At 70.7% G+C, this 21,309-nt stretch carries 19 protein-coding genes and 1 pseudogene; 13 read left to right on the top strand and 7 right to left on the bottom strand.

Translation table 11 applies throughout. The annotated features are described in order from the left end of the window. The 3 genes and pseudogenes from ACFYPJ_RS18080 to ACFYPJ_RS18070 all read right to left on the bottom strand — a co-directional run. Positions 1–193: pseudogene (locus ACFYPJ_RS18080) on the bottom strand (IS5/IS1182 family transposase); the annotation flags it as partial. A gap of 142 nt (positions 194–335) precedes the next feature. Then, positions 336–2,078, bottom strand: coding sequence for a hypothetical protein (locus tag ACFYPJ_RS18075; RefSeq protein WP_389017558.1), 1,743 nt, complete (start codon positions 2,076–2,078; stop codon positions 336–338). A gap of 331 nt (positions 2,079–2,409) precedes the next feature. Further along, the gene (locus tag ACFYPJ_RS18070) at positions 2,410–2,973 is read right to left on the bottom strand and encodes a PadR family transcriptional regulator (RefSeq protein ID WP_389017555.1); all 564 of its coding nucleotides are present in this window, start codon (positions 2,971–2,973) and stop codon (positions 2,410–2,412) included. Between the two features lie 239 nt (positions 2,974–3,212). Between ACFYPJ_RS18070 and ACFYPJ_RS18065 the strand changes: the two genes are divergently transcribed. From ACFYPJ_RS18065 to fumC, 3 genes are all read left to right on the top strand, one after another. Continuing rightward, complete coding sequence (locus tag ACFYPJ_RS18065; RefSeq protein WP_389017553.1) at positions 3,213–4,556, top strand: carotenoid oxygenase family protein; 1,344 nt, start codon at positions 3,213–3,215, stop codon at positions 4,554–4,556. Between the two features lie 203 nt (positions 4,557–4,759). Then, positions 4,760–6,436, top strand: a complete 1,677-nt coding sequence (locus tag ACFYPJ_RS18060; protein ID WP_389017551.1) for an NAD-dependent malic enzyme — start codon at positions 4,760–4,762, stop codon at positions 6,434–6,436. Next, complete coding sequence (gene fumC / locus ACFYPJ_RS18055) at positions 6,436–7,914, top strand: class II fumarate hydratase (protein WP_389017548.1); 1,479 nt, start codon at positions 6,436–6,438, stop codon at positions 7,912–7,914. Before ACFYPJ_RS18060 ends, fumC begins: the two co-directional genes overlap by 1 nt. A gap of 160 nt (positions 7,915–8,074) precedes the next feature. On the opposite strand, the gene ACFYPJ_RS18050 is transcribed toward fumC, so the two are convergent. After that, positions 8,075–9,727: an FAD-dependent oxidoreductase gene (locus tag ACFYPJ_RS18050; protein ID WP_389017545.1), complete on the bottom strand. Its 1,653-nt coding sequence runs from the start codon at positions 9,725–9,727 to the stop codon at positions 8,075–8,077. A gap of 266 nt (positions 9,728–9,993) precedes the next feature. Between ACFYPJ_RS18050 and ACFYPJ_RS18045 the strand changes: the two genes are divergently transcribed. The 7 genes from ACFYPJ_RS18045 (at position 9,994) to ACFYPJ_RS18015 (ending at position 15,329) form a co-directional block, all read left to right on the top strand. Further along, positions 9,994–11,070, top strand: a complete 1,077-nt coding sequence (locus ACFYPJ_RS18045; protein WP_389017542.1) for a SchA/CurD-like domain-containing protein — start codon at positions 9,994–9,996, stop codon at positions 11,068–11,070. Positions 11,071–11,134: 64 nt separating this feature from the next. Continuing rightward, positions 11,135–11,596 carry a cupin domain-containing protein gene (locus ACFYPJ_RS18040; protein WP_389017539.1) on the top strand — a complete coding sequence of 154 codons (462 nt, stop codon included), beginning with the start codon at positions 11,135–11,137 and terminating at the stop codon, positions 11,594–11,596. Beyond that, positions 11,593–12,852, top strand: a complete 1,260-nt coding sequence (locus ACFYPJ_RS18035; protein WP_389017536.1) for a beta-ketoacyl-[acyl-carrier-protein] synthase family protein — start codon at positions 11,593–11,595, stop codon at positions 12,850–12,852. Before ACFYPJ_RS18040 ends, ACFYPJ_RS18035 begins: the two co-directional genes overlap by 4 nt. A 13-nt stretch (positions 12,853–12,865) precedes the next feature. Further along, positions 12,866–14,116, top strand: a complete 1,251-nt coding sequence (locus ACFYPJ_RS18030; RefSeq protein ID WP_389017533.1) for a ketosynthase chain-length factor — start codon at positions 12,866–12,868, stop codon at positions 14,114–14,116. Between the two features lie 130 nt (positions 14,117–14,246). After that, entirely contained in the window at positions 14,247–14,504 is a 258-nt protein-coding gene (locus ACFYPJ_RS18025) for an acyl carrier protein (RefSeq protein ID WP_389017530.1), read from the top strand. Position 14,505: 1 nt separating this feature from the next. Then, a complete protein-coding gene (locus tag ACFYPJ_RS18020; protein WP_389017527.1) occupies positions 14,506–14,985 on the top strand; it encodes an SRPBCC family protein in 480 nt (159 codons plus the stop codon). 20 nt (positions 14,986–15,005) lie between these two features. After that, a complete protein-coding gene (locus ACFYPJ_RS18015) occupies positions 15,006–15,329 on the top strand; it encodes a TcmI family type II polyketide cyclase (RefSeq protein WP_389017524.1) in 324 nt (107 codons plus the stop codon). Between the two features lie 93 nt (positions 15,330–15,422). Here the strand turns inward: ACFYPJ_RS18015 and ACFYPJ_RS18010 are convergent, their stop codons facing one another. The 3 genes from ACFYPJ_RS18010 to ACFYPJ_RS18000 form a co-directional block, all read right to left on the bottom strand. Further along, positions 15,423–16,487, bottom strand: a complete 1,065-nt coding sequence (locus ACFYPJ_RS18010; protein ID WP_389017521.1) for a methyltransferase — start codon at positions 16,485–16,487, stop codon at positions 15,423–15,425. Positions 16,488–16,603: 116 nt separating this feature from the next. Continuing rightward, positions 16,604–17,662, bottom strand: a complete 1,059-nt coding sequence (locus tag ACFYPJ_RS18005) for a nitrous oxide reductase family maturation protein NosD (protein ID WP_389017519.1) — start codon at positions 17,660–17,662, stop codon at positions 16,604–16,606. 60 nt (positions 17,663–17,722) lie between these two features. After that, positions 17,723–18,637, bottom strand: coding sequence for an aminoglycoside phosphotransferase family protein (locus ACFYPJ_RS18000; RefSeq protein ID WP_389017517.1), 915 nt, complete (start codon positions 18,635–18,637; stop codon positions 17,723–17,725). On the opposite strand from ACFYPJ_RS18000, the gene ACFYPJ_RS17995 reads away from it, so the two are divergent. The 3 genes from ACFYPJ_RS17995 to ACFYPJ_RS17985 are packed head-to-tail and all read left to right on the top strand — an operon-like array spanning position 18,624 to position 21,181. Further along, entirely contained in the window at positions 18,624–19,289 is a 666-nt protein-coding gene (locus ACFYPJ_RS17995) for a rhomboid-like protein (RefSeq protein ID WP_389017514.1), read from the top strand. The genes ACFYPJ_RS18000 and ACFYPJ_RS17995 overlap by 14 nt on opposite strands. A 9-nt stretch (positions 19,290–19,298) precedes the next feature. Then, positions 19,299–20,708 carry an NAD(P)/FAD-dependent oxidoreductase gene (locus tag ACFYPJ_RS17990; RefSeq protein ID WP_389017511.1) on the top strand — a complete coding sequence of 470 codons (1,410 nt, stop codon included), beginning with the start codon at positions 19,299–19,301 and terminating at the stop codon, positions 20,706–20,708. After that, positions 20,705–21,181, top strand: coding sequence for a GNAT family N-acetyltransferase (locus ACFYPJ_RS17985; RefSeq protein ID WP_389017508.1), 477 nt, complete (start codon positions 20,705–20,707; stop codon positions 21,179–21,181). The genes ACFYPJ_RS17990 and ACFYPJ_RS17985 overlap by 4 nt, the downstream gene beginning before the upstream one ends. The last annotated feature ends 128 nt before the right edge of the window (positions 21,182–21,309 follow it).

Raw genomic sequence — 21,309 nt, 5'->3', positions numbered from 1 at the left:
GGTAACCGTCGTCGAATAGGACCTCGACGTCAGGAAGGTGCTGGAAGCAGATCCCGATGTCTTCGTTTCGTGCGGCGGTCGCATCATGTATCCGACCAGGTTGCAGGGCATCGACCTATAGTGTGGGTCCGTGGTGGTCGGCGATGGGCGTGGCCTTCATCGTGTTCTGCTTCTTCGTGCCGGACACGAACGCCCAGGCAAGATGGCGCTGCGAGATCTCCGAGAACAGCCGATGCGCCAGCACCATCCGATTGACCATGATCGCCACAGCCGGATCATGCCACCTATCTGGCAGGAGGCCTCACCCTGCTATCACGCACCAACTCGTTACTCGGTTAGTGTTTCTTCTTCTGGGGTTGGCGGTGGTGCTGGGTCGGGTGTGGTGGCTGCCAGGCCAGGAGATGCGGGTGTGTGGTGGTCGGTTGGGGTGATGCTGTCCAGTCGGGTGGGTATGGCTGGTATTGCGTGGCGGCGGTGAGGTGTGCCGGGTAGCGGTGGGGATGGTCGTCTGTCGATGACGGCATGGTGCTGGGTGGCAGGCCGCTGTCGGCCTGCCATGGGCCGTGACCGGGCTCGCCGTTGTAGATTCCCGCGTCCCGGTCGGCTGTGAACGGGTACTCGCTCATGGGCTGCTGGTAGGACAGGTGATGCGGCAGCCCTTGCATGAGTACGGGCAGGGTTTCCGTCGGTCCGACGTCGGGAACCGTCATTGTTCCTGCGGGCAGGGATACCGGTGGTTCCGGATACCAGTTCTGGTTGTGCCAGTCGAGTGCCTGCTCGTTGGCCGTGGTGGCGGGGTGTGCCGGCCAGGCGTGTGCCGCTGTCATGGGTGGTGAGAAGACAGGGGCGGGTACCGGGGGCTGCTGTGCGGGCGGCAGGGCTGACACGGCAGAAAGAGCCGCCCTTTTCCGATTGATTTTCCGATTTTTTTCCCGTTTCACCTGCGGGTTGATGTGGTAGCCGCCGTTGTCGCGTTGCAGAAGCGGAATCCCGGCATCTTCCAGTACCTTCTTCTCCGCGGGACTCGCCAGGGCTGCAGGGCGGAGGAGGTCGTGCAGCCGCTGCCGAGCCTGCCGTTCCCACGGGGGCTCGCCCTTCCTGTGGACTGCTGCTAGTACGCCGTGCTCGACCAGGGCGTCGATGCCCTTTATCAGGCCGTACAACTTCGCGATGTTCAGGGCACGGTCGGCTCTGACCTGTGCATTGTCTTCATCATCCTGCCGCTCTATCCCCGGGTTGATGTAGTAGCCGCCGTCCTTGCGTGGCAGCAGCGGAATCCTGGCAGCGTTCAGCACCTTCACCTCCTCGGTACTCGCCTGGTATTCAGGGTTGAGGAGGCTGTGCAGCCGCTGCCGGGCCTGCTGTTCCCAGTCGGGCGCGTCCTTTCTTTTCCGTGTCGGTAGTACGCCGTGCTCGACCAGGGCGGGGTATCCCTGTTCCAGGCCGTACAATTTCGCGATGCCCAAGGCACGTACAACTCCGGCCTGTGCGATGGCATCATCAGTCTCGCGCTTTATCTGCGGGTTGATGTGGTAGCCTCCGCCCTTGCGTGGCAGAAGCGGAATCTCCGCCTTCCTCAATACCTCCTCTTCCTCGGAACTCGCCAGGGTTGCAGGGTTGAGGAGGTCGTGCAGCCGCCGCCGAGCCTGCTTTTCCCAATCGGGCGCGTCCTTTCTTTTCCGTGTCGGTAGTACGCCGTGCTCGACCAGGGCGGGGTATCCCTGTTCCAGGCCGTACAACTTCGCGATGCCCAAGGCACGTACAACTCCGGCCTGTGCGGTGGCATCATCAGTCTCGCGCTTTGCCTGCGGGTTGATGTGGTAGCCGCCGCCCTTGCGTTCCAGAAGCAGAATCCCGGCATCCCTCAGTGCCCTCACCTCCTCGGAACTCGCCTGGTATGCAGGGTTGAGGAGGTCGTGCAGGCGCCGCCGAGCCTGTCGTTCCCCCTTGGGTGCGTCCTTCTTGCGTTTTTTCGGTAGTTGGCCGTGTTGGACCAGGGGGGGTGCGTTGTTCTGCGGGGTGTACAGGGCCCTGATTCTGGCTGCGGAGGGGTCTTCGGTTTCCGTGTGCTGGTCCATGAGGTCCTCCATCGCGTTGACCTGGACAGGCGTTGAGGTTCTTCATGACGGCTGTCGTGCGGGTGGTGGCAGCGTGGTGGGCCAGTGACTGCGGGATTGTTCCGGCTTCCTCCGGTCTGGTCCCGGTCACCGTTGCATGCGCCTCTCGCAGGAGTTCAGCCCAAGAGACCCGCTGTCTGTTGCTCTCCTCGCACGTAACGTATGGCATGATCCGACGGTTCAGGAGTCGCCGCCTGGCCGGTCTTGGCTGTGCGCTTCATGCCGGTGCGTCATGAACGCAGCGAGCGGGTGTGCCGGGCATCGGTCACCGGCTGCTCGATGCGGGGCATGCTCAGATCCTGCCCTCCCCGGTCCCCTCCTCCACGGTCCTGTCCTCCCTGGAAGAGATGAGCTGGGCCGCCCAGCGTGCCCATTCCTCCTGCATGGTGGTGAGGCGCAGGCCGAATTCGAGGGCGAGCGCGCCGTTGACCGTGAGGGAGTCCTCCTCGGTCCAGTCCACGGTGTCCCGCACCTTCTCCAACTCGGCGTGCTGGCCGGCGGCCTGGTCCGCGAGGTGGTTCAGGTACGCAAGGCGCTGCTCGGGCGGGAGTACGTCGATGAAGAAGACCCGCAGCAGTGCGTCGCTGCGCCGGGGCTGCTCGGTCGAGGGGGCGGCGAGCCAGCGGCGCAGTTCGGTCAGCCCCGCGTCGGTGAGCGCGTAGTCCTTGCGTCCGCGCGGGCCCTGGCCGACGACCTCCAGCAGGCCGGCGTCGGCCAGCCGGGTCAGCTCGCCGTAGACCTGGCTCTGGGTGGCGGGCCAGACATTCACCAACGACGTGTCGAACAGCTTCAGCAAGTCGTATCCGCTGGCGGTGCGGTCGACCAGCAGGCCGAGCAGAGCGTGCCGGAGGCTCATCGCAGGCACCTCACCTTCCCATTTCGCACAGTTTCACGAGGCTAGTTCGGTCATTCTAGCTCCGACATGTCATTCCGAAACCTTCCAACATTGACAGGTCTACCGTGACATTCTAATTTCGACAGGTCGAACCTGAGGTATTCACACGTACGTTTGCGCCCGGTACGCCGACGGGCCCCGCAGCGGTGGCTGCGCACGCCGCCCAGTGACCTACTCCGCCACCACCCGAGGACCCGGACATGACCGCCAGCGTTCCCCACATGCTGGGCAACTTCGCCCCCGTACCCGATGAGGCCACCGTCACCGAACTGGCCGTCACCGGCACCCTCCCGCCGGAGCTGACCGGCTGGTACCTGCGCAACGGCCCCAACCCCCGCGAGGCCGCCTCCGCCCACTGGTTCATGGGCGACGGCATGGTGCACGGCGTCCGGCTGGAGGGCGGCCGGGCCACGGCCTACCGCAACCGGTGGGTCCGCACCAGCACCTTCACCCACGGCGCGCGACTGTACGACGAAGACGGCACCGTCGACCTCACCGCCGGCAAGGCCAACACCCATGTGGTCCGGCACGCCGGGCGCACCCTGGCCCTGGTCGAGTCGTCCTACCCCTACGAACTGGACGGCCGGCCCGGCCACGAGCTGGAGACCGTCGGGCCCTACGACTTCCACGGCCGGCTGCGCACCCCGATGACCGCGCACCCCAAGACCTGCCCCAGCACGGGGGAGCTGCACTTCTTCGGGTACGGGGGGCTGACCGCGCCGTATCTGACCTACCACCGTGCGGACGCCGACGGCGAACTCGTCCTCAGCCGGCCGGTGGACGTCGGCGCGCACACGATGATGCACGACTTCTTCCTGACCAGCGGCCATGTGGTCTTCATGGATCTGCCGATCCTGTTCGACCTGGCCAGGGCGACCAGCGGCCGGCCGGGCATGCCCTACACCTGGACCCCCGACCACGGCGCCCGGCTGGGTGTGCTGCGCCGGGACGATCCGTACGGCGCCGTGCGCTGGTTCGAGATCGACACCTGCTTCGTGTTCCACACCCTCAACGCCCACGAGGAGGCCGACGGGCGACGGCTGGTGCTGTACGTGGTCCGCTACGACTCCCTCGGCGACGGCGTCAGGACCACCGGCCCGGGCACGCTGTGGCGCTGGACCGTCGATCTGGCCCTCGGGACCGTACACGAGGAGCAACTGGACGACCGGGCCTGCGAGTTCCCCCGGGTCGACGACCGGCTGGCCGGCCTGCCCGCCAGGACCGGCCAGGTCACCACCGGCGGTGAGCCGCACAGCGGCGGACACGGCGGCGCGATCCACCGCTACGACCTTGAGCGGGGTACCGTCACCAGCCACCGCTTCGACGGCGGCCGGGTTCCCGGCGAAGCGGCGTTCGCCCCCGCCGACGACCGGGCCGGCGGCCCCGGCTGGCTGCTGACCTTCGTCCACGACCCCGCGACCGACCGCAGCGACCTCGTCGTCCTGGACGCCGACGACCTGAGCGGACCCCCCACGGCCACGGTCCACCTGCCCCGCCGGGTACCCGCGGGCTTCCACGGGAACTGGCTGCCCGACGGTCACTGAAGGGCAGGCACCCGAGGGGCGGGGGAGTGCGTGGGCCGGCGTGCGGGCGGGCCCTGGGCCACGACATTACAAATTACGCCGAATGGCTGAGGATATTCGTATATCGGTGTGTCCGCGGTGCTTGTGACCAGGGGAGGAGCAGCGGGTCCTGGGCCGGGACAACCCCTCGGGAACGAGAAGGACCTCCGGAAAGGCGGACCGCCATGAGTTCGGTCAGGACGACCCACAGATCTCCGGGAGCTGACGTTCTGCGGGACCCGATCCGCAACAGAGGCACCGCGTTCACGGAGCAGCAGCGCGCCCAGCTCGGCATCGCCGGTCTGGTGCCGCCGGCCGTGCTGTCGGAGGAACAGCAGGCGATACGCGCCTACGAACAGTTCAGTTCCCAGCCGACGCCGCTGGCGAAGAACACCTTCCTGGAGTCGCTGCGGGACCGCAACGAGACGCTCTACTACAAGCTCCTCGTCGACCATCTGACCGAGATGCTGCCCATCGTGTACGACCCGGTGGTCGGCCAGGCGATCGAGCGCTACAGCCACGAGTACCAGCGTCCGCGCGGCGTGTACCTCTCGGTGGACGATCCCGACGGGGTGGAGACGGCGTTCGCCAACCTCGGGCTCGGCGCCGAGGACGTCGACCTGCTGGTGGCCACCGACGCGGAGCAGATCCTCGGCATCGGCGACTGGGGCAGCAACGGCATGGGGATCTCCCAGGGCAAACTGGCCGTCTACACCGCCGCCGCCGGCATCGACCCGGGCCGGGTCGTCCCCGTCATGCTCGATGTGGGCACGGACAACGAGGCCCTGCTCACCGACCCGCTCTACGTCGGGCTGCGGCACTCCCGCACCCGCGGCGACGCCTACGACCGGCTCATCGGCAACTACATCACGACCGCCTCGCGGCTGTTCCCGCGGGCGCTCCTGCACTTCGAGGACTTCGGCCCGTCCAACGCGCGCCGCATATTGCTGGAGTACGCCGACAAGGCGTGCATCTTCAACGACGACATGCAGGGCACCGGGGCGATCACCCTCGCCGCCGTCCTCGCGGGCGTACGGGTGGCCGGTACGCCGCTGGCCGAGCAGCGCGTGGTCGTCTTCGGCGCCGGTACCGCCGGGGTCGGCATCGCCGACCAGATCCGTGAGGCGATGGTCCGGGCCGGGGCCCGGCCCGAGGCGGCCGTCCGGCAGGTGTGGCTGGTCGACCAGCAGGGCCTGCTGCTCGACGACATGACCGGTCTGCGCGACTTCCAGACCCCGTACGCCCGGCCGGCCGCCGAGGCCGAGGACTACGACCGGGACGGCCAGGGCCGGATCACCCTGGCCACCACGGTCGCCGAGGCACGGCCGACCATCCTCATCGGGACGTCCACCACTCCGCGTACCTTCACCGAGCCGATCATCCGGGAGATGGCCGCGCACGTCGACCGGCCGCTGATCTTCCCGCTGTCCAACCCGACCGAGAAGATCGAGGCGCACCCGGCGGACCTCGTGCACTGGACCGACGGCCGGGCGCTGATCGGTACCGGGACCCCGTGGGACCCGGTGCCGTACCACGGTGTCGACCACCGGATCGGACAGGCCAACAACGCGCTCGTCTACCCCGGCCTCGGCCTCGGCACCGTGGTCGCGCGGGCCGCGCACGTCACGCCGGGCATGATCCGCGCCGCGGCCGAGGCGGTCGCCGGCCTCGTCGACACCGGCACCCCCGGCGCCTCCCTGCTCCCGGAGGTGGGCAACCTGCGGGCCTCCTCGGCCACCGTCGCGGTCGCCGTGGTGCGCCAGGCGCTGGACGAGGGCGTCGCGCGCGCGGACATCGACGACGTCGTACAGGCCGTGCAGGACGCGATGTGGCAGCCCGACTATCCCGAGGAGGTCGTGTGATGGCGGCGCACCGGACCGCCGTACGGGACGTGCCGATCGGGACGGGCGCCACCGGCACCCGGGTGGAGACCGACTCGATGGGCGGGATCGACGTCCCCGCGGAGCACTACTGGGGCGCGCAGACCCAGCGCTCCCTGATCCACTTCTCCATCGGCGACGACCGCATGCCGAAGGCCGTCTACCACGCCTACGGCTACGTCAAGAAGGCGGCGGCCCTGGTCAACCGGCGGGCCGGCCGGCTGGACGAGGAGCGCGCCGCCGCGATCGTGCGGGCTGCGGACGAGGTCATCGCCGGTGCGCTGGACGCCGAGTTCCCGCTGTACGTGTGGCAGACCGGGTCGGGCACCCAGTCGAACATGAACGTCAACGAGGTGATCGGCAACCGCGCCAGCCAACTGCTCGGCGGCGCCCTGGGCAGCAAGCGGCCGGTGCACCCCAACGACCACGTCAACATGGGCCAGTCGTCCAACGACACCTTTCCCACGGCGATGCACATCGCGACCGTCCTGGAAGTGTCCGACCACCTGCTGCGCAGCGTCGACCAGCTCATCCAGGCGATCCAGGACAAGGCCGTGGCCTGGGTGGACGTGGTCAAGACCGGCCGCACCCACCTCCAGGACGCCACGCCGATCACCGTCGGCGAGGAGTGGTCCGGCTATGCCGCCCAGCTGCGCGACGCGCGCGAGCGGACGGCCGACAGCCTGCACGCCGTCCACCGGCTCGCGGCGGGCGGCACCGCGGTGGGCACCGGTCTGAACGCCCCCGAGGGGTTCGATGCGCAGATCGCCGCGCAGCTCGCCGAGCTGACCGGCCGGCCGTTCGTGACCGCCCCCAACAAGTACGCGGCCCAGGGCTCCCTGGACGCGATGGTGGCGGTCGGCGCGGGGCTGCGCGGCCTGGCCGTGGCCCTGATGAAGATCGCCAACGACATGCGCTGGCTGGCCTCCGGGCCGCGGGCCGGGCTGCACGAACTGAGGCTGCCCGCGAACGAGCCCGGCTCCTCGATCATGCCCGGGAAGGTCAACCCCACCCAGCAGGAGGCCATGGTCATGGTCTGCCTCCAGGTCATCGGGGAGGACTCGATCGTCGCCGCCGCGGGTGCCCAGGGCAATTTCGAGCTGAACGCCATGCGCCCGATCGTCATCAACAACGTCCTGCACTCGGCCCGGATCCTCGCCGACGCCTGCGAGAAGCTGCGCCGCTACAGCGTCGAGGGCACCGAACTCGACCGGGCGAGGATCGACGACTACGTCGGCCGGTCGCTGATGCTGGTGACCGCGCTCAGCCCCACCATCGGCTACGACAAGGCGTCCGCGATCGCGCACAAGGCCGACGACGAGGGCACCACGCTGCGCGCGGCGGCGCTCGCCCTGGGGGTGGCCGCCGCCGACTTCGACCGCATCGTCGACCCCGCGGCCATGGTCGGCCGCCCCCGGCACGACCTGGGCCTGGACCGCCCCGGCGCGGACGACACCTGACCTGTCCACGCCGGGGTCCGGAGGCCGGAGCCCGAGGGCCGTCGGGGCGTCTGCGGCCGATCCCGGCCGCCCCGAACGGCGAAGGCCGCTCGTGTCGGCCGTAACGGCGAAAGCCACCCGGGCCGGCCGGCCCGGGTGGCCCTCTCGCTGCCGGGGCGGCTCAGCCCTTGTGCAGGATCTCCGCCAGGGCCTTGCGCAGTTCCGCCTCCGGGTCCGGTGCGGCGCCGGGGGAGCGCCAGGCGACGAATCCGTCCGGGCGGACCAGGACGGCGCCGTCGGCCGTCGTCCCGTGCAGCCGCGTCCAGTCGACCGGCCCGGCGGCGCTCTCCGTGTCGTACGTCAGGTCCGCGTCGGCGCCCGGACCGATCCGGTAGGCGTCCAGCCGTACGCCGTCCCGCTCGGCGATGCGGCGGGCCGCCGCGTACCAGCCCGCGTCGTCCGGGGCGTCGGTGAGCAGGACCATGGAGCGTTCGTACAGGTCGATGGTGGAGACCCGCTCGCCGTCGCGGCGCAGCCACAGGTGCGGGGCGCGGCTGCCGGGCTGTCCGTCCAGGCGCAGTTCCTCGGGGACCACCGGCTGCTCGGGGTCGGCGCCGGCGACGGCGCCCTGCGGGTAGCGGTAGCCGAGGACGACGTTGAGGATGCCGCCGCGCCGGCCGCCGCCGACGCCGGGGGCCGGCGCGAAGCCGGGGTGGCTGTGCTCGACCGAGCGGGCGGAGGCGCGGGCGCTGGTCTCCAGGGCCACCGGGCGGCGCTCGGTGCCGTACGACTCCAGCAGGCCCTCGCCCGCCCAGCCGTCCAGCACCGCGGCCAGTTTCCAGGCCAGGTTGTGGGCGTCCTGGATACCGGTGTTGCAGCCGAACGCCCCGGTGGGGGACATCTCGTGGGCGGAGTCGCCGGCGAGGAACACCCGGCCGGACACGTACTGGTCGGCGACCCGTTCGGCCGCGCGCCACGACGCCGTTCCGGTGATTTCCACATCGAGGTCGGGGACGCCGACGGCCCGCCGGATGTGCCGCCTGAGGCGTTCCTCGGTGAACTCCTCCAGCGTCTCGCCCCGCTCCGGGTGCCACGGCGCGTGGAAGACCCAGCGTTCCTGGTTGTCGATCGGCAGCAGCGCGCCGTCGGCCTCCGGGTCGGTGAGGTAGCAGCAGATGAAGTGCCGCTCGCCGACCACGTCGGCGAGCAGTTTGGAGCGGAAGGTGACGCTGACGTTGGCGAACAGGTCGCCGGGGCCCGACTGCCCGATGCCGAGCCGGTGGCGCACCGGGCTGCGCGGGCCGTCCGCCGCGATCAGGTAGTCGGCCCGGACCGTGTACCGCTCCTCGGTGGCGCGGTCCTTGACGGTGACCGTCACCCCCTCGGCGTCCTGCTCGAAGGACTCCATCTGGTGGGAGTAGCGCAGGTCGCCGCCGAGTGCGCGGGCGTTCGCCAGGAGTACCGGTTCGAGGTCGTTCTGGCTGCACAGGCACCATCCGGTGGGGCTGAGCCGGGCGAGTCCGCCGCCGGGGTCGATCTGCTTGAACAGCCATTCGCCGGCGTCGCCGACCAGCGTCGGAGTCTGCAGGATGCCGTGGTTGTCGGCGAGGGGAGAGGCCGCGGCCTTGATGTCCGGCGCGATGCCCGCCACCCGGAACAGCTCCATCGTCCGTACGTTGTTGCCCCGTCCGCGTGGATGGATCGAGGTCCCCGAGTGCCGCTCGACCACCATGTGCCGCACACCGAGACGGCCCAGGAACAGAGACATGGACAGGCCCACCAGAGAGCCGCCCACGATGAGGACGGGAATCCGGTGGTCGGCTTTTTGCTGCATCGAAGCCTCCATAGGCAGAGGTGCGCCGAGGGGCGCCTGTGATTTTCCTTGCCCTCTGCGGACAGCTCGGTGTGCCTCGACGGTCTCAATCACCCGCGTGGTTCACAGCCCTGGACGGGCCGCCCGGAGTGTCTTCACGGCGCCCATCACCCGCGTGGTGCATACGAGTCGCGCACTCCTGGGGACCGGCACAGGATCAAGGAACGCTGACGTCGCGTCACCCGCGGCCGGCGCCCGAGTCTGCCCCGTAAGGAGATGTACGCAGGATGACCACTACCTCTGAACGTGTTTCAGAAGCGCTGACCCGACAGGTGTCGAAAGTCTCCCAGTCCGTGTTCGACGGCTCGCGGCTGAGGGTCGTCCTGCTGGTCGACGTCTACGACGGAGCCCAGCAGCAGTTCCTGAAGGCGTACGAGCACCTGTGCAACCAGGTTGCGTCCGTACCCGGCCACGTCAGCGACCAACTCTGCCAGTCCATCGAAAATCCCTCCCAATGGCTCGTCACGAGCGAGTGGGAGAGCGCCCCGCCGTTCCTCGCCTGGGTGAACAGCGAGGAGCACGTGCAGATGGTGAAGCCGCTGCACGGCTGCGTCCGGGACACCCGCTCGCTGCGCTTCCACGTCGTGCGGGAGACCGGCGTGGGCGTCGAGCGGTCGCCGCAGCGCCGGCTCCAGACCTCGCCGCGCATCGGTGACGGGCTGATCCGGCACGCGCTGACCTTCACGGTCCGGCCGGGCAGCGAGGAGAAGGTGCGCAAGCTCCTCGCGGAGTACGCCGCGCCCGAGGCGCGGGTCGACGCCACCACGCGGCTGTGCCGGACCTCGTTGTTCATGCACGGCAACCGGGTGGTGCGGGCCATCGAGGTGCGCGGCGACCTGCTCGCGGCCCTGCGGCACGTCGCCCAGCAGCCCGAGGTGCGCGCGGTCGAGGAGGCCATCAACCCGTACCTGGAGCAGGAGCGGGACCTCGGCGACCAGGAGTCGGCGCGGATCTTCTTCACCCGGGCGGCGCTGCCGGCCGTGCACCACGTGACGGCGGACGGCCTGGCCTGGGGCGAGCGGTGCGCGATGTACTACCCGGCCATTCCCGGCCGTGGCATGCGGCTGGCCGAGCTGCTCGCCCAGTACGACGAGATGGTCGCCGAGGACCCGACCAGCCCGGTGCTGCGCAGCACGATCTTCCACCGCGACGACATCGTGGTGCGCCTGCTCGACCTGCGCGAAGAGACCGGTACCCAGCCTGTGGTGCCTCCGTCGCCGCACGCGGCCGAGCTGAAGTCGCTCCTCGACGGCGGGGCCGTGCACATGGACCTGGTCACCGACCGCCGTTCGCCGGACGCCTGACCCGGCGGCCCGACCCGGTGGACACGCCCCTCAACCCACCGCAGCACACCAACGGAGGAACGTCGTGATCAAACCCCGTCCCAGAATCGTGGACCTCAGCGAGGTCGAGCCCAACGTCCGGCGCGGCGGCGATCTGCGCGCCATGCTCACTCCGGCCACGGTGGGTTCCACCAGCGGTTTCATGGGCGTGGCCATCGTGCAGCCCGGTGACCGCATCGGTGAGCACTACCACCCGTACTCCGAGGAGTTCGTCTACGCCCTGTGCGGTGAGCTGGAGGTGGACCTGGACGGCGAGGCGCACCCGCTGCGGCCGGAGCAGGGGCTGATGATCCCCGCCTACATGCGTCACCGCTTCCGCAACGTCGGCAACGTGGAGGCCCGGGTCGTCTTCCACCTCGGTCCGCTCGCGCCGCGTCCGCAGCTGGGCCACGTCGACACGGAGGAGACCGAGGTGATCGGCGCCGCGGCCGTCACCACCGAGGCGGGCGCCGACGACGCGGCCGATCCGCGGAAGGTTCCCTCATGACCCGGCGGGTGGCGGTCACCGGCATAGGCATCGTCGCCCCGGGCGGGATCGGCGTACGGGCGTTCTGGGATCTGCTCGCGGCGGGCCGCACGGCGACGCGCGGCATCACGTTCTTCGACCCGTCCGAACTCAGGTCCCGGATCGCGGCGGAGTGCGACTTCGATCCGGCGGCGTACGGGCTGGACGCGGAGCAGACCGAGCGGGCGGACCGGTACATACAGTTCGCGCTGGTCGCCGGTGACGAGGCGGTCCGGGACTCCGGTCTCGACCTGGCCAGGGAGAACCCCTGGCGGGTCGGGGTCTCGCTGGGCACCGCGGTGGGCGGCACCACCCGCCTGGAGCACGACTACGTCCTGGTCAGCCACGGTGGGCAGCACTGGGACGTGGACCACCGCGAGGCGCAGCCACAGCTGCACCGGGCGTTCTCGCCGAGCACGCTGGCCTCCGCGGTGGCGGAACGATTCGGCGCGCAGGGTCCGGTGCAGACCGTCTCGACCGGCTGCACCTCCGGACTCGACGCGGTCGGGTACGCCTTCCACACCGTCGAGGAGGGCAGGGCCGACGTCTGCATAGCCGGTGCGTCGGACTCGCCGATCTCACCGATCACCATGGCGTGCTTCGACGCGATCAAGGCGACGTCCCCCAACAACGACGACCCGGCCCATGCCTCCAGGCCCTTCGACAACAACCGTGACGGCTTCGTCATGGGCGAGGGCGGCGCGGTGCTCGTCCTGGAGGAACTGGAACACGCGCGGGCCCGCGGCGCGCACGTCTACTGCGAACTGAGCGGCTACGCGACCTACGGCAACGCCTACCACATGACCGGCCTGACCAGCGAGGGCCTGGAGATGGCCCGGGCCATCGAGGACGCCCTCGACCACGCCAGGCTGGACCCCACGGCCATCGACTACGTCAACGCCCACGGCTCCGGAACCCGGCAGAACGACCGGCACGAGACGGCCGCCGTGAAGCGGGCCCTGGGGCAGCACGCCTACCAGACGCCCATGAGTTCCATCAAGTCCATGGTGGGGCACTCCCTCGGCGCGATCGGCGCGATCGAGGTCGTGGCCTGCGTGCTGGCCCTGGCGAACCAGGTCGTCCCGCCGACCGCCAACTACGAGACCCCGGACCCCGAGTGCGACCTGGACTACGTCCCCCGTGTCGCCCGCGAGCGCACGCTGCGCAGCGTGCTCTCCGTGGGCAGCGGGTTCGGCGGCTTCCAGTCCGCGGTGATCCTGACCCGGCCCAGGGAGTAAGGGAGAGCACACGATGAGCGCACCCCACGAACGTCGCGCGGCCATCACCGGAATCGGTGTCGTCGCACCCAACGGAACCACCACCGACACCTTCTGGAAGGCCACCCAGCGGGGGCTCAGCGTCCTCGACCGGATCACCCGCGAAGGCTGCGAGCACCTGCCGTTGAAGGTGGCGGGCGAGGTCCGCGCGTTCGACCCGGCGGCGGCGGTCGAGGAGCGCTACCTCGTCCAGACCGACCGGTTCACGCACTACGCGATGGCCGCGGCCGACCTCGCGCTGGAGGACGCCCGGCTGGACCAGGCCGACATGGCCGACGGGCCGTTCTCCATCGGCGTGGTCACCGCGGCCGGTTCCGGCGGCGGTGAGTTCGGCCAGCGGGAGCTGCAGCGACTGTGGGGTAAGGGCAGCCGGTTCGTCGGCCCGTACCAGTCCATCGCCTGGTTCTACGCCGCCTCCACCGGCCAGATCTCCATCCGCCGCGGCCTCAAGGGCCCCTGCTCGGTGGTCGCGGCCGACGAGGCGGGCGGCCTCGACGCCCTAGCCCATGCGGCGCGGGCGGTGCAGCGCGGCACCGACGCGGTCGTCGCCGGGTCGACCGAAGCGCCGCTGGCCCCGTACTCGATGGTCTGCCAGCTCGGCTACCAGGAGCTGAGCACCGTGGCCGATCCGGGCCGCGCCTACCTTCCGTTCACGGCCGAGGCCGGCGGGTTCGTGCCCGCCGAGGGCGGTGCCATGGTCGTGGTGGAGGCGGAGCGCACGGCCCTGGAGCGCGGGGCGCCGTTGCGCGCCCTGCTCGCCGGGCACGCGGCGACGTTCACCGGCGCCTCCCGCTGGGAGGATTCCCGGGCCGGGCTCGCCCAGGCGATCCGGGGCGCCCTGGACGAGGCCGGGTGCGCGCCGGAGGAGATCGACGTGGTCTTCGCCGACGCGCTGGGCGTGCCGGCCGCGGACCGCGCCGAGGCGCTGGCCATCGCCGACGCCCTGGGCGCGCACGCCGCGCGGGTGCCGGTCACCGCGCCGAAGACCGGCATCGGCCGGGGCTACTGCGCGGCGCCCGTGCTGGACACCGCGGCGGCGGTGCTCGCGATGGAGCACTCACTGATCCCACCCACCCCCAACGTCTTCGACGTCTGCTACGACCTCGACCTCGTGACCAGCCGGGCCCGTACCGCCGAACTGCGCACGGCGCTGGTGCTCAGCCGGGGACTCATGGGGTCGAACTCGGCGCTGGTGCTGCGGCGCGGCACCGGCGAACGCGTCTGAAGAACCCGACGCCTCCCGTGGCCGTCACCCGACGTGTCCCCGAAGCCGTCACCCGATGCCTCCCCGAGGCCGTCACCCGACGCCTTGCGAAGGCCGTCTCACAGCACTCCCGGAGAGAAGGAGAGAACCGATGAGTGTCCTCATCACGCTGGAAGAGTTGTCCGGGCTCATGAAGCAGGCCGCCGGGGTCACCGTCGCCCCGCAGGAACTGGAGCAGCGCTCCGACAGCGGCTTCGACGCCCTCGGCATCGACTCGCTGGGCCTGCTCGGCATCGTGGGCGAGCTGGAGAACCGGCACGGCACGCCGATGCCGCCCGACGCGGAACGCTGCAGGACGCCCCGGCAGTTCCTCGACCTCGTCAACACCACTCTGATGGCAGGAGCCTGACATGGCAGGACACACACAGAACGAGATCGTCATCGGCGCCCCCCTGGACCTCGTCTGGGAGATGACCAACGACCTGGCGAACTGGCCGCAGCTGTTCAGCGAGTACGCGGCCGTCGAGATCCTCGCCCGGGAGGGCGCGAAGACGACGTTCCGGCTGACCATGCACCCGGACGAGAAGGGCACCGTGTGGAGCTGGGTGTCCGAGCGCGAGCCGGACCGCGACACGCTCAGCGTCAAGGCCCGCCGGGTGGAGACCGGTCCGTTCGCGCACATGGACATCCACTGGCGCTACGAGGAGGTCGCGGCCGGCACCCGGATGGTGTGGACCCAGGACTTCGCGATGAAGCCGGACGCCCCGGTCGACGACGACTGGATGACCGACAACATCAACCGGAACTCCAAGATCCAGATGGGTCTGATCCGGGACCGGATCGAGAAGGCCGCGGCCGGGCAGCGGTCCGCGGCCACCGTCGCCGACTGAGCGCGGAAGGAACGCATCCGATGCACCAGGCCCTGATCGTCGCCCGGATGGCCCCTGGCTCCGCCCCCGACATCGCCAAGGTGTTCGAGGAGTCCGACCGGGGGGAGCTGCCCCACCTCGTCGGGGTCGTCCGGCGCAGCCTCTTCCAGTTCGGCGATGTGTACATGCACCTCGTCGAGTCCGAGCGGGAGCCCGGACCGGCCATCGCCAAGGTCACCGACCACCCGGAGTTCCGGGGCATCAGCGAGCGGCTCTCGGCGTACGTCAGCGCGTACGACCCCGAGACCTGGCGCTCCCCGAAGGACGCCATGGCGCAGCGCTTCTATCTGTGGGAGCGCGGCTGACACCGCCGTAGCCGCAGAGACACCGGTCGCCGGGCCCGCAGCCGGGGGCCCGGCGACCGGTTTCCGTGTCCGTACCGCGTGCCGGTGTTCCGCTCAGCGCGGGACGTGGCAGTCGAACGCGTCCAGGTACGGGTTGACCGGTGCGGTGTTGTCGACGACCAGGCCGGCCGCGGTCAGCCTGCGCACCATGGAGTCGGTGGTGTGCTTGGCCCCGCCGACGTTGAGCAGCAGCAGCAGGTCCATGGCGGTGCTGAAGCGCATCGAGGGGGTGTCGTCGACGAGGTTCTCGATGACCACGACCCGGGTGCCCGGACCGCCCGCCGCGATGACGTTGCCGAGCAGCCGCGCCGTGCTCTCGTCGTCCCATTCGAGGATGTTCTTGATGACGTAGACGTCGGCCTTGACCGGCACGGACACCCGCGCGTCGCCGGGCACGACGCGCGCGCGGCCGGCGAGGTCGCCGCCCGGGCGCAGCCGCGGCAGGGCGTTGTCCACCACGCGCGGCAGATCGAGCAGACTGCCGTGCATCGACGGGTACTTGTCGAGCAGGCTCGCCACCACATGGCCCTGGCCGCCGCCGATGTCGGCGACCGAGGCGGCGCCGGACAGGTCGAGCAGCGCGGCCACGTCCCGCGCCGACTGCTCGCTGGAGGTGGTCATCGCGCGGTTGAAGACGTCCGCCGACTCGGGGGCGTCCTCGTTGAGATAGGCGAAGAACTCCTTGCCGTACAGCGCCTCGACCACGTTCCGGCCGGTGCGCACGGCCTCGTCGAGCCGGGGCCAGGCGTCCCAGGTCCACGGCTCGGTGCACCACAGGGAGATGTCACGCAGGCTGTTCGGGTCGTCCTCGCGCAGCAGCCGGGACATGGCGGTGTGCGCGAACGTGCCGTCCGGCCGCTCCTCGAAGACGCCGTAGCAGGCCAGCGCCCGCAGCAGCCGGCGCAGCGGCTTCGGCTCGGTCTTCACCGCGGCCGCGAGGTCCGCCACGGCCATGGGGGACTCGCCGAGGGCGTCGGCGACGCCCAGCCGGGCGGCCGCCCGGACGGCGGCGGCACCTGCCGCGCCGAACACCAGCTCGCGCAGCCGCATGGACGGCGCTGGGGACGGGGGCCCTGCCTTCTCGTGCGGGGCTGGGAGCTTGGAGGTCGCGGTCGTCATGGGCCGCCTTCCTTCCTTGGATTGGCCAGGGGCCGGCCCGTGGACCGGCCCGCGGATCGCCCCGGGACCGGTCGCGGACCGGCCGGTCCCGGACTACGGGATGCGACGGCCGCCGGTCAGCACATGCCCGCGGGCTTGGAGGCCCGGCAGGAGTTGCCGCTGAACGTGTTGCCCTTGCCGTTGTCGGTGTTGACGAGGTCGGCCGGGGCGTTGTTCTCCAGCACGTTGTCGCTGATCCGGTTCCGCTCGCTGGTGACGCCCACGAAGCTCTTGAACAGGACGACGCCGCCCGACAGCGGCGACTTGCCGGAGTGCCCGCTGATCCGGTTCCGGGTGACCAGGGTGTCCTCGGCGCCGGTCAGGACGATCCCGGAGCCCTGCAGCGCGGGCAGCCGCTTGGTCTTCGGGCAGGACTTGTTGTTCTGCGCGATCTGGTTGTCCTGGACGGTCAGGGCGCCCGCCCGCGGCTTGTTCTCGTCGCCGACGACGAACATGCCGACGCAGTTGCCGGTGACGTAGTTGTCCGCGACGATGAGGTTGCGCAGGCGCCGGACGGTCAAGCCGATCCGGTTGCCCTCCAGGCGGTTGCTCTGGACCGCCGCGCCCTTGCTGTCCTTCGCGCCCTGCTCCGCCGTGACGGTGTTGGCGAGGAAGAGACCCGCGTCGCCGTTCGCCTTGGCGTGGTTGTACCGGAACGCGCCGTGCACGGACTGCTCCTGGGCGATGCCCCAGACACCGTTCTTGGCGGCGTAGACCCTGGTCACGGTCATCCGGTCGGTCGACGTGCCGAACACCCCGGCCTTGGCGAAGCCGGTCACGCTGAGGTTCGCGACGGTGACGTCCTTGACCGGGCGGGCTGCGGTGCCCGTCACGCAGATGCCGTTGCCGGCCGCGGCGCAGCCGGTGGCGGCCTTCTTCGTGGCCGGCTGGAGCACGGTGCCCGGGCCCATGCCGAGCAGGGTCAGACCGGACTTGCTCACCGTCACGCTCTCCCGGTAGGTGCCGGGGGTCAGCAGGACGGTGTCTCCGGACTTCGCGGCGTCGACCGCCTTCTGGATGGACTCCCCGGGGTGGACCACGTGGGTCAGGCGGGCGGCGGAGGCCGGGGTGGTACCGAGGGCCGCACCGACGAGTGCCGCGGTGCAAGCCAGGTACGCGATGCTGCATTTAGTCATATTGTGCACGTTATGACCGATTAGGTAATAAAAAGGGCGGATGGGCCGTTCGACGGCGTGTCATCCGCGCAGCGCCCGCCCGATCTCCAACTGGACGGCATCCAACGGCCGTCCGTCCTCCGTCTCCCACAGGCAGTTCTGCAGCACCCGCCCCAGCGTCCACGCCCGCGCCCGCTCCCGGTCCAGGCCCAGCGCGTCCGTCAGCGCATCGAAACGCCACCCGGTCCCGGCCGGGTCGTAGCGGTTGTCGATCGCCGGAAGCAGATCGAACCCGGGGTCGCCGGCCAGCGGTTTCGGATCGATGGCCAGCCAGTCGGCGCGGTCCCCCGCGAGTACGTTCTCGAAGTGCAGGTCCCAGTGCAGCAGCCGGTCACCGGGCTCGGCCAGCACCTCGCGCACCGCCGCCGCACAGTCCCCGACCAGCCGCCGGTCCGCCGGATCAGGGATCCGCTCCAGCGCCCACGGCACCTGCTCCAGCATCTCCCGGGCGATGTCGGCCAGCCGGCGCATCCCCGGCGGGGCCGGCACCACGGTCAGCCGGGCCAGCAGCCCGCCGATGATCCGCACCGCCTCCCGGGCGTCCGGCAGGTCGCTCAGCACCCGGCCCTCGTCGAGCCGCTCCAGCAGCAGCGTGCAGGTCGGCCCGTCGTGCTCCAGCAGCCGAACCGCCCCGTCGCCGTCCCAGATCCTGAGCGCCTCGGGCTCACCCGCGCTCTCCTCGTCGTACGGCTGGAGCTTCAGCGCGGCCGGTGTCCCCCCGGCGCGCACCACCGGAAGGACCAGCGCGCACCACCCGTACATGGCCGGACCGTCCACCGTCAGCTCCCAGCGCCGCAGGAACTCCTCGGCCCGGTCCGGCAGCTGTGCGATGAAGGCACGCCCTGCCGCGCCGTTGTACTTCTGCTGCGAGGCGGCCAGCTCGCCAGGCACTTCGATCACCTCGCCGACGATACTGACGTGTGTGAACCGGGTCATCCGATTTCTCCGCGTTCCCGGGGCGGCAGCGGCCTACGTCCGCAGCGCCCCGGGAACCTACGCCTGGCTGCTGATCCTGTTCGCCACCACCGTCGCCCTGCACTACATGCCCCCGGGCTTCGAGCAGGAGTTCCTGCGGCGGCGCTCGACCAACATCCACGAGCTGTCCCGGGATCCGGTACGGGTGCTGATCACCAGCGCCATGTGGATCGACGGCGACCACTGGCTGCCGTACGCCGCCCTGTACACGGTCTTCCACGCCCAGGCCGAACGCTGGCTCGGCACCCTGCGCTGGCTCGTGGTCTGCGTCGCCGCGCACGTGCTGGCCACCGTGATCAGCGAGCTGACCCTGCTGCACGCCATCGACGTCGGGGCCGCCCCGCAGCGGGCCGCCGACACCCTCGACGTCGGCGTCAGCTACGCCCTGACCGGGGTGGTGGGCGTGCTCACCTACCGGATCGCGCCACCCTGGCGGTACGGGTACCTGGCCGCCGTACTGATCTTCTTCCTGCTGCCGTTCGTCACCGGCGCCACCTTCACCGACGTCGGGCACCTGCTGTCCCTGCTGATCGGCCTCGCCTGCCGTCCGCTGGTCAGGGGCCGCGGAAAAGCACGGAATCCGAAGGAGACACTGACCGCCCCCAGGAGCTAACGTCCGCGCATGAGCGACTCGGCAAGCAGTGCCGTCAACGGCGGCATCTCCTTCTGGTACGCGGACGACGGCCTGCCCACGGCCCGCGCGCCCCTGACCGGCGACGCGTCCGCCGACGTCGCGATCGTCGGCGGCGGCTACACCGGACTGTGGACCGCCTACTACCTGAAGAAGGCCGCCCCCTTCCTGCGCATCACCGTCCTGGAGCAGAAGTTCTGCGGCTACGGCGCCTCCGGCCGCAACGGCGGCTGGCTCTACAACGGCGTCGCGGGCCGCGACCGCTACGCCCGGCTGCACGGCCACGAGGCCGCCGTACGCCTGCAACGCGCCATGAACGACACCGTCGCCGAGGTCGTCGCGGTCACCGAGGCGGAGGGCATCGACGCCGACCTGCACCGGGGCGGCGTGCTGGAAGTGGCCACCACCCCCGCCCAACTGGCCCGGCTGAAGGCGTTCCACGCCCATGAGCTGTCCTACGGCGAACGCGACCGCGAACTGTACGACGCCCGCGAGACCCGCGAACGGATCCGGGTCGCCGACGCGGTCGGCGCCACCTGGACCCCGCACGGCGCCCGGCTGCACCCGGCCAAGCTCGTCAAGGGCCTCGCCGCGGCCGTCGAGGCGCTGGGCGTCACCCTCCACGAGTCGACACCGGTGACGGAGATCCGCCAGGGGCACGCCGTCACCCCGTACGGCACCGTGCGCGCCCCCTACGTGCTGCGCTGCACCGAGGGTTTCACCGCCGGGCTGAAGGGCCAGCGGCGCACCTGGCTGCCCATGAACTCCTCGATGATCGCCACCGAGCCGCTCACCGACGAGCAGTGGGCCGAGATCGGCTGGGACGGCCGGGAGACCCTGGGCGACCTGGCGCACGCCTACATGTACGCCCAGCGCACCGCCGACGGCCGGATAGCCCTAGGCGGCCGGGGCGTCCCCTACCGCTTCGGTTCACGCACCGACAACGACGGCCGCACCCAGCAGGCGACCGTCGACGCCCTCCGCGACCTCCTCGTCCGCTTCTTCCCGTCGCTCGCGGGCCTGCGCGTCGCACACGCCTGGTCCGGTGTCCTCGGCGTGCCGCGCGACTGGTGCACGACCGTCACCCTGGACCGTACGACGGGCCTGGGCTGGGCGGGCGGCTACGTCGGTTCCGGCGTCGCCACCGCCAACCTCGCCGCCCGCACCCTGTGCGACCTGGTCCGGCTCGACTCCGGCCAGGCCGGCCGCACCCCGCTGACGGACCTGCCCTGGGTGAACCACAAGGTCCGCCGTTGGGAGCCGGAACCGTTGCGCTGGCTGGGCGTCCAGGGCATGTACGCCACCTACCGCGCCGCCGACCGGCGCGAACGGCTCCGCCCGGGCACCGAGTCGTCCCGCCTGGCCCGGCTGGCGGACCTGGTGGCCGGGAGGCGCGCGTGATCCGCCCCGCGACCCCCGCCGACGTCCCCGTCATCCACGCCCTGATCCGCGAACTGGCCGTCTACGAGAAGGCCGCGGACGAGGCCAGGGCCACCCCCGAACAACTGCGGGAGGCGCTGTTCGGGCCGCACCCGGCCGTCTTCGCCCACCTGGCCGTGGACGACACGACCGGCGATCCGGTCGGCTTCGCGCTCTGGTTCCTCACCTTCTCGACCTGGCGCGGCGTCCACGGCATCCACCTGGAGGACCTGTACGTCCGCCCGGAGGCCCGCGGCGCCGGCCACGGCCGAGCCCTGCTCACCGAACTGGCCCGCATCTGCGTACGGCGCGGTTACGCCCGCCTGGAGTGGTCGGTCCTGGACTGGAACGAGCCCGCGATCGGCTTCTACCGGGCGCTGGGCGCGTCCGCACAGGACGGGTGGACGGTGTATCGGCTCACGGACGGGGCGTTGGGCGGGGTGGGGGCGGGGTGATAGGGGGGCTTGCCCGGGGTGGCGCCCAGTCCGGCGTGTACGAACGGGGAGGGTCAGCGTAGATCGCGGAGCATCACCGCGTACCGGGGCGAGTCGGGGAACGGCTGTTGTTCACCGATCTTTCCGTA

This window comes from Streptomyces sp. NPDC006012, from assembly GCF_042871185.1.
Taxonomy (GTDB): Bacteria; Actinomycetota; Actinomycetes; order Streptomycetales; family Streptomycetaceae; genus Streptomyces.
The sequence above is the reverse complement of the archived record's forward strand: the minus strand, read 5'-3'. Positions and strand labels throughout refer to the sequence as shown.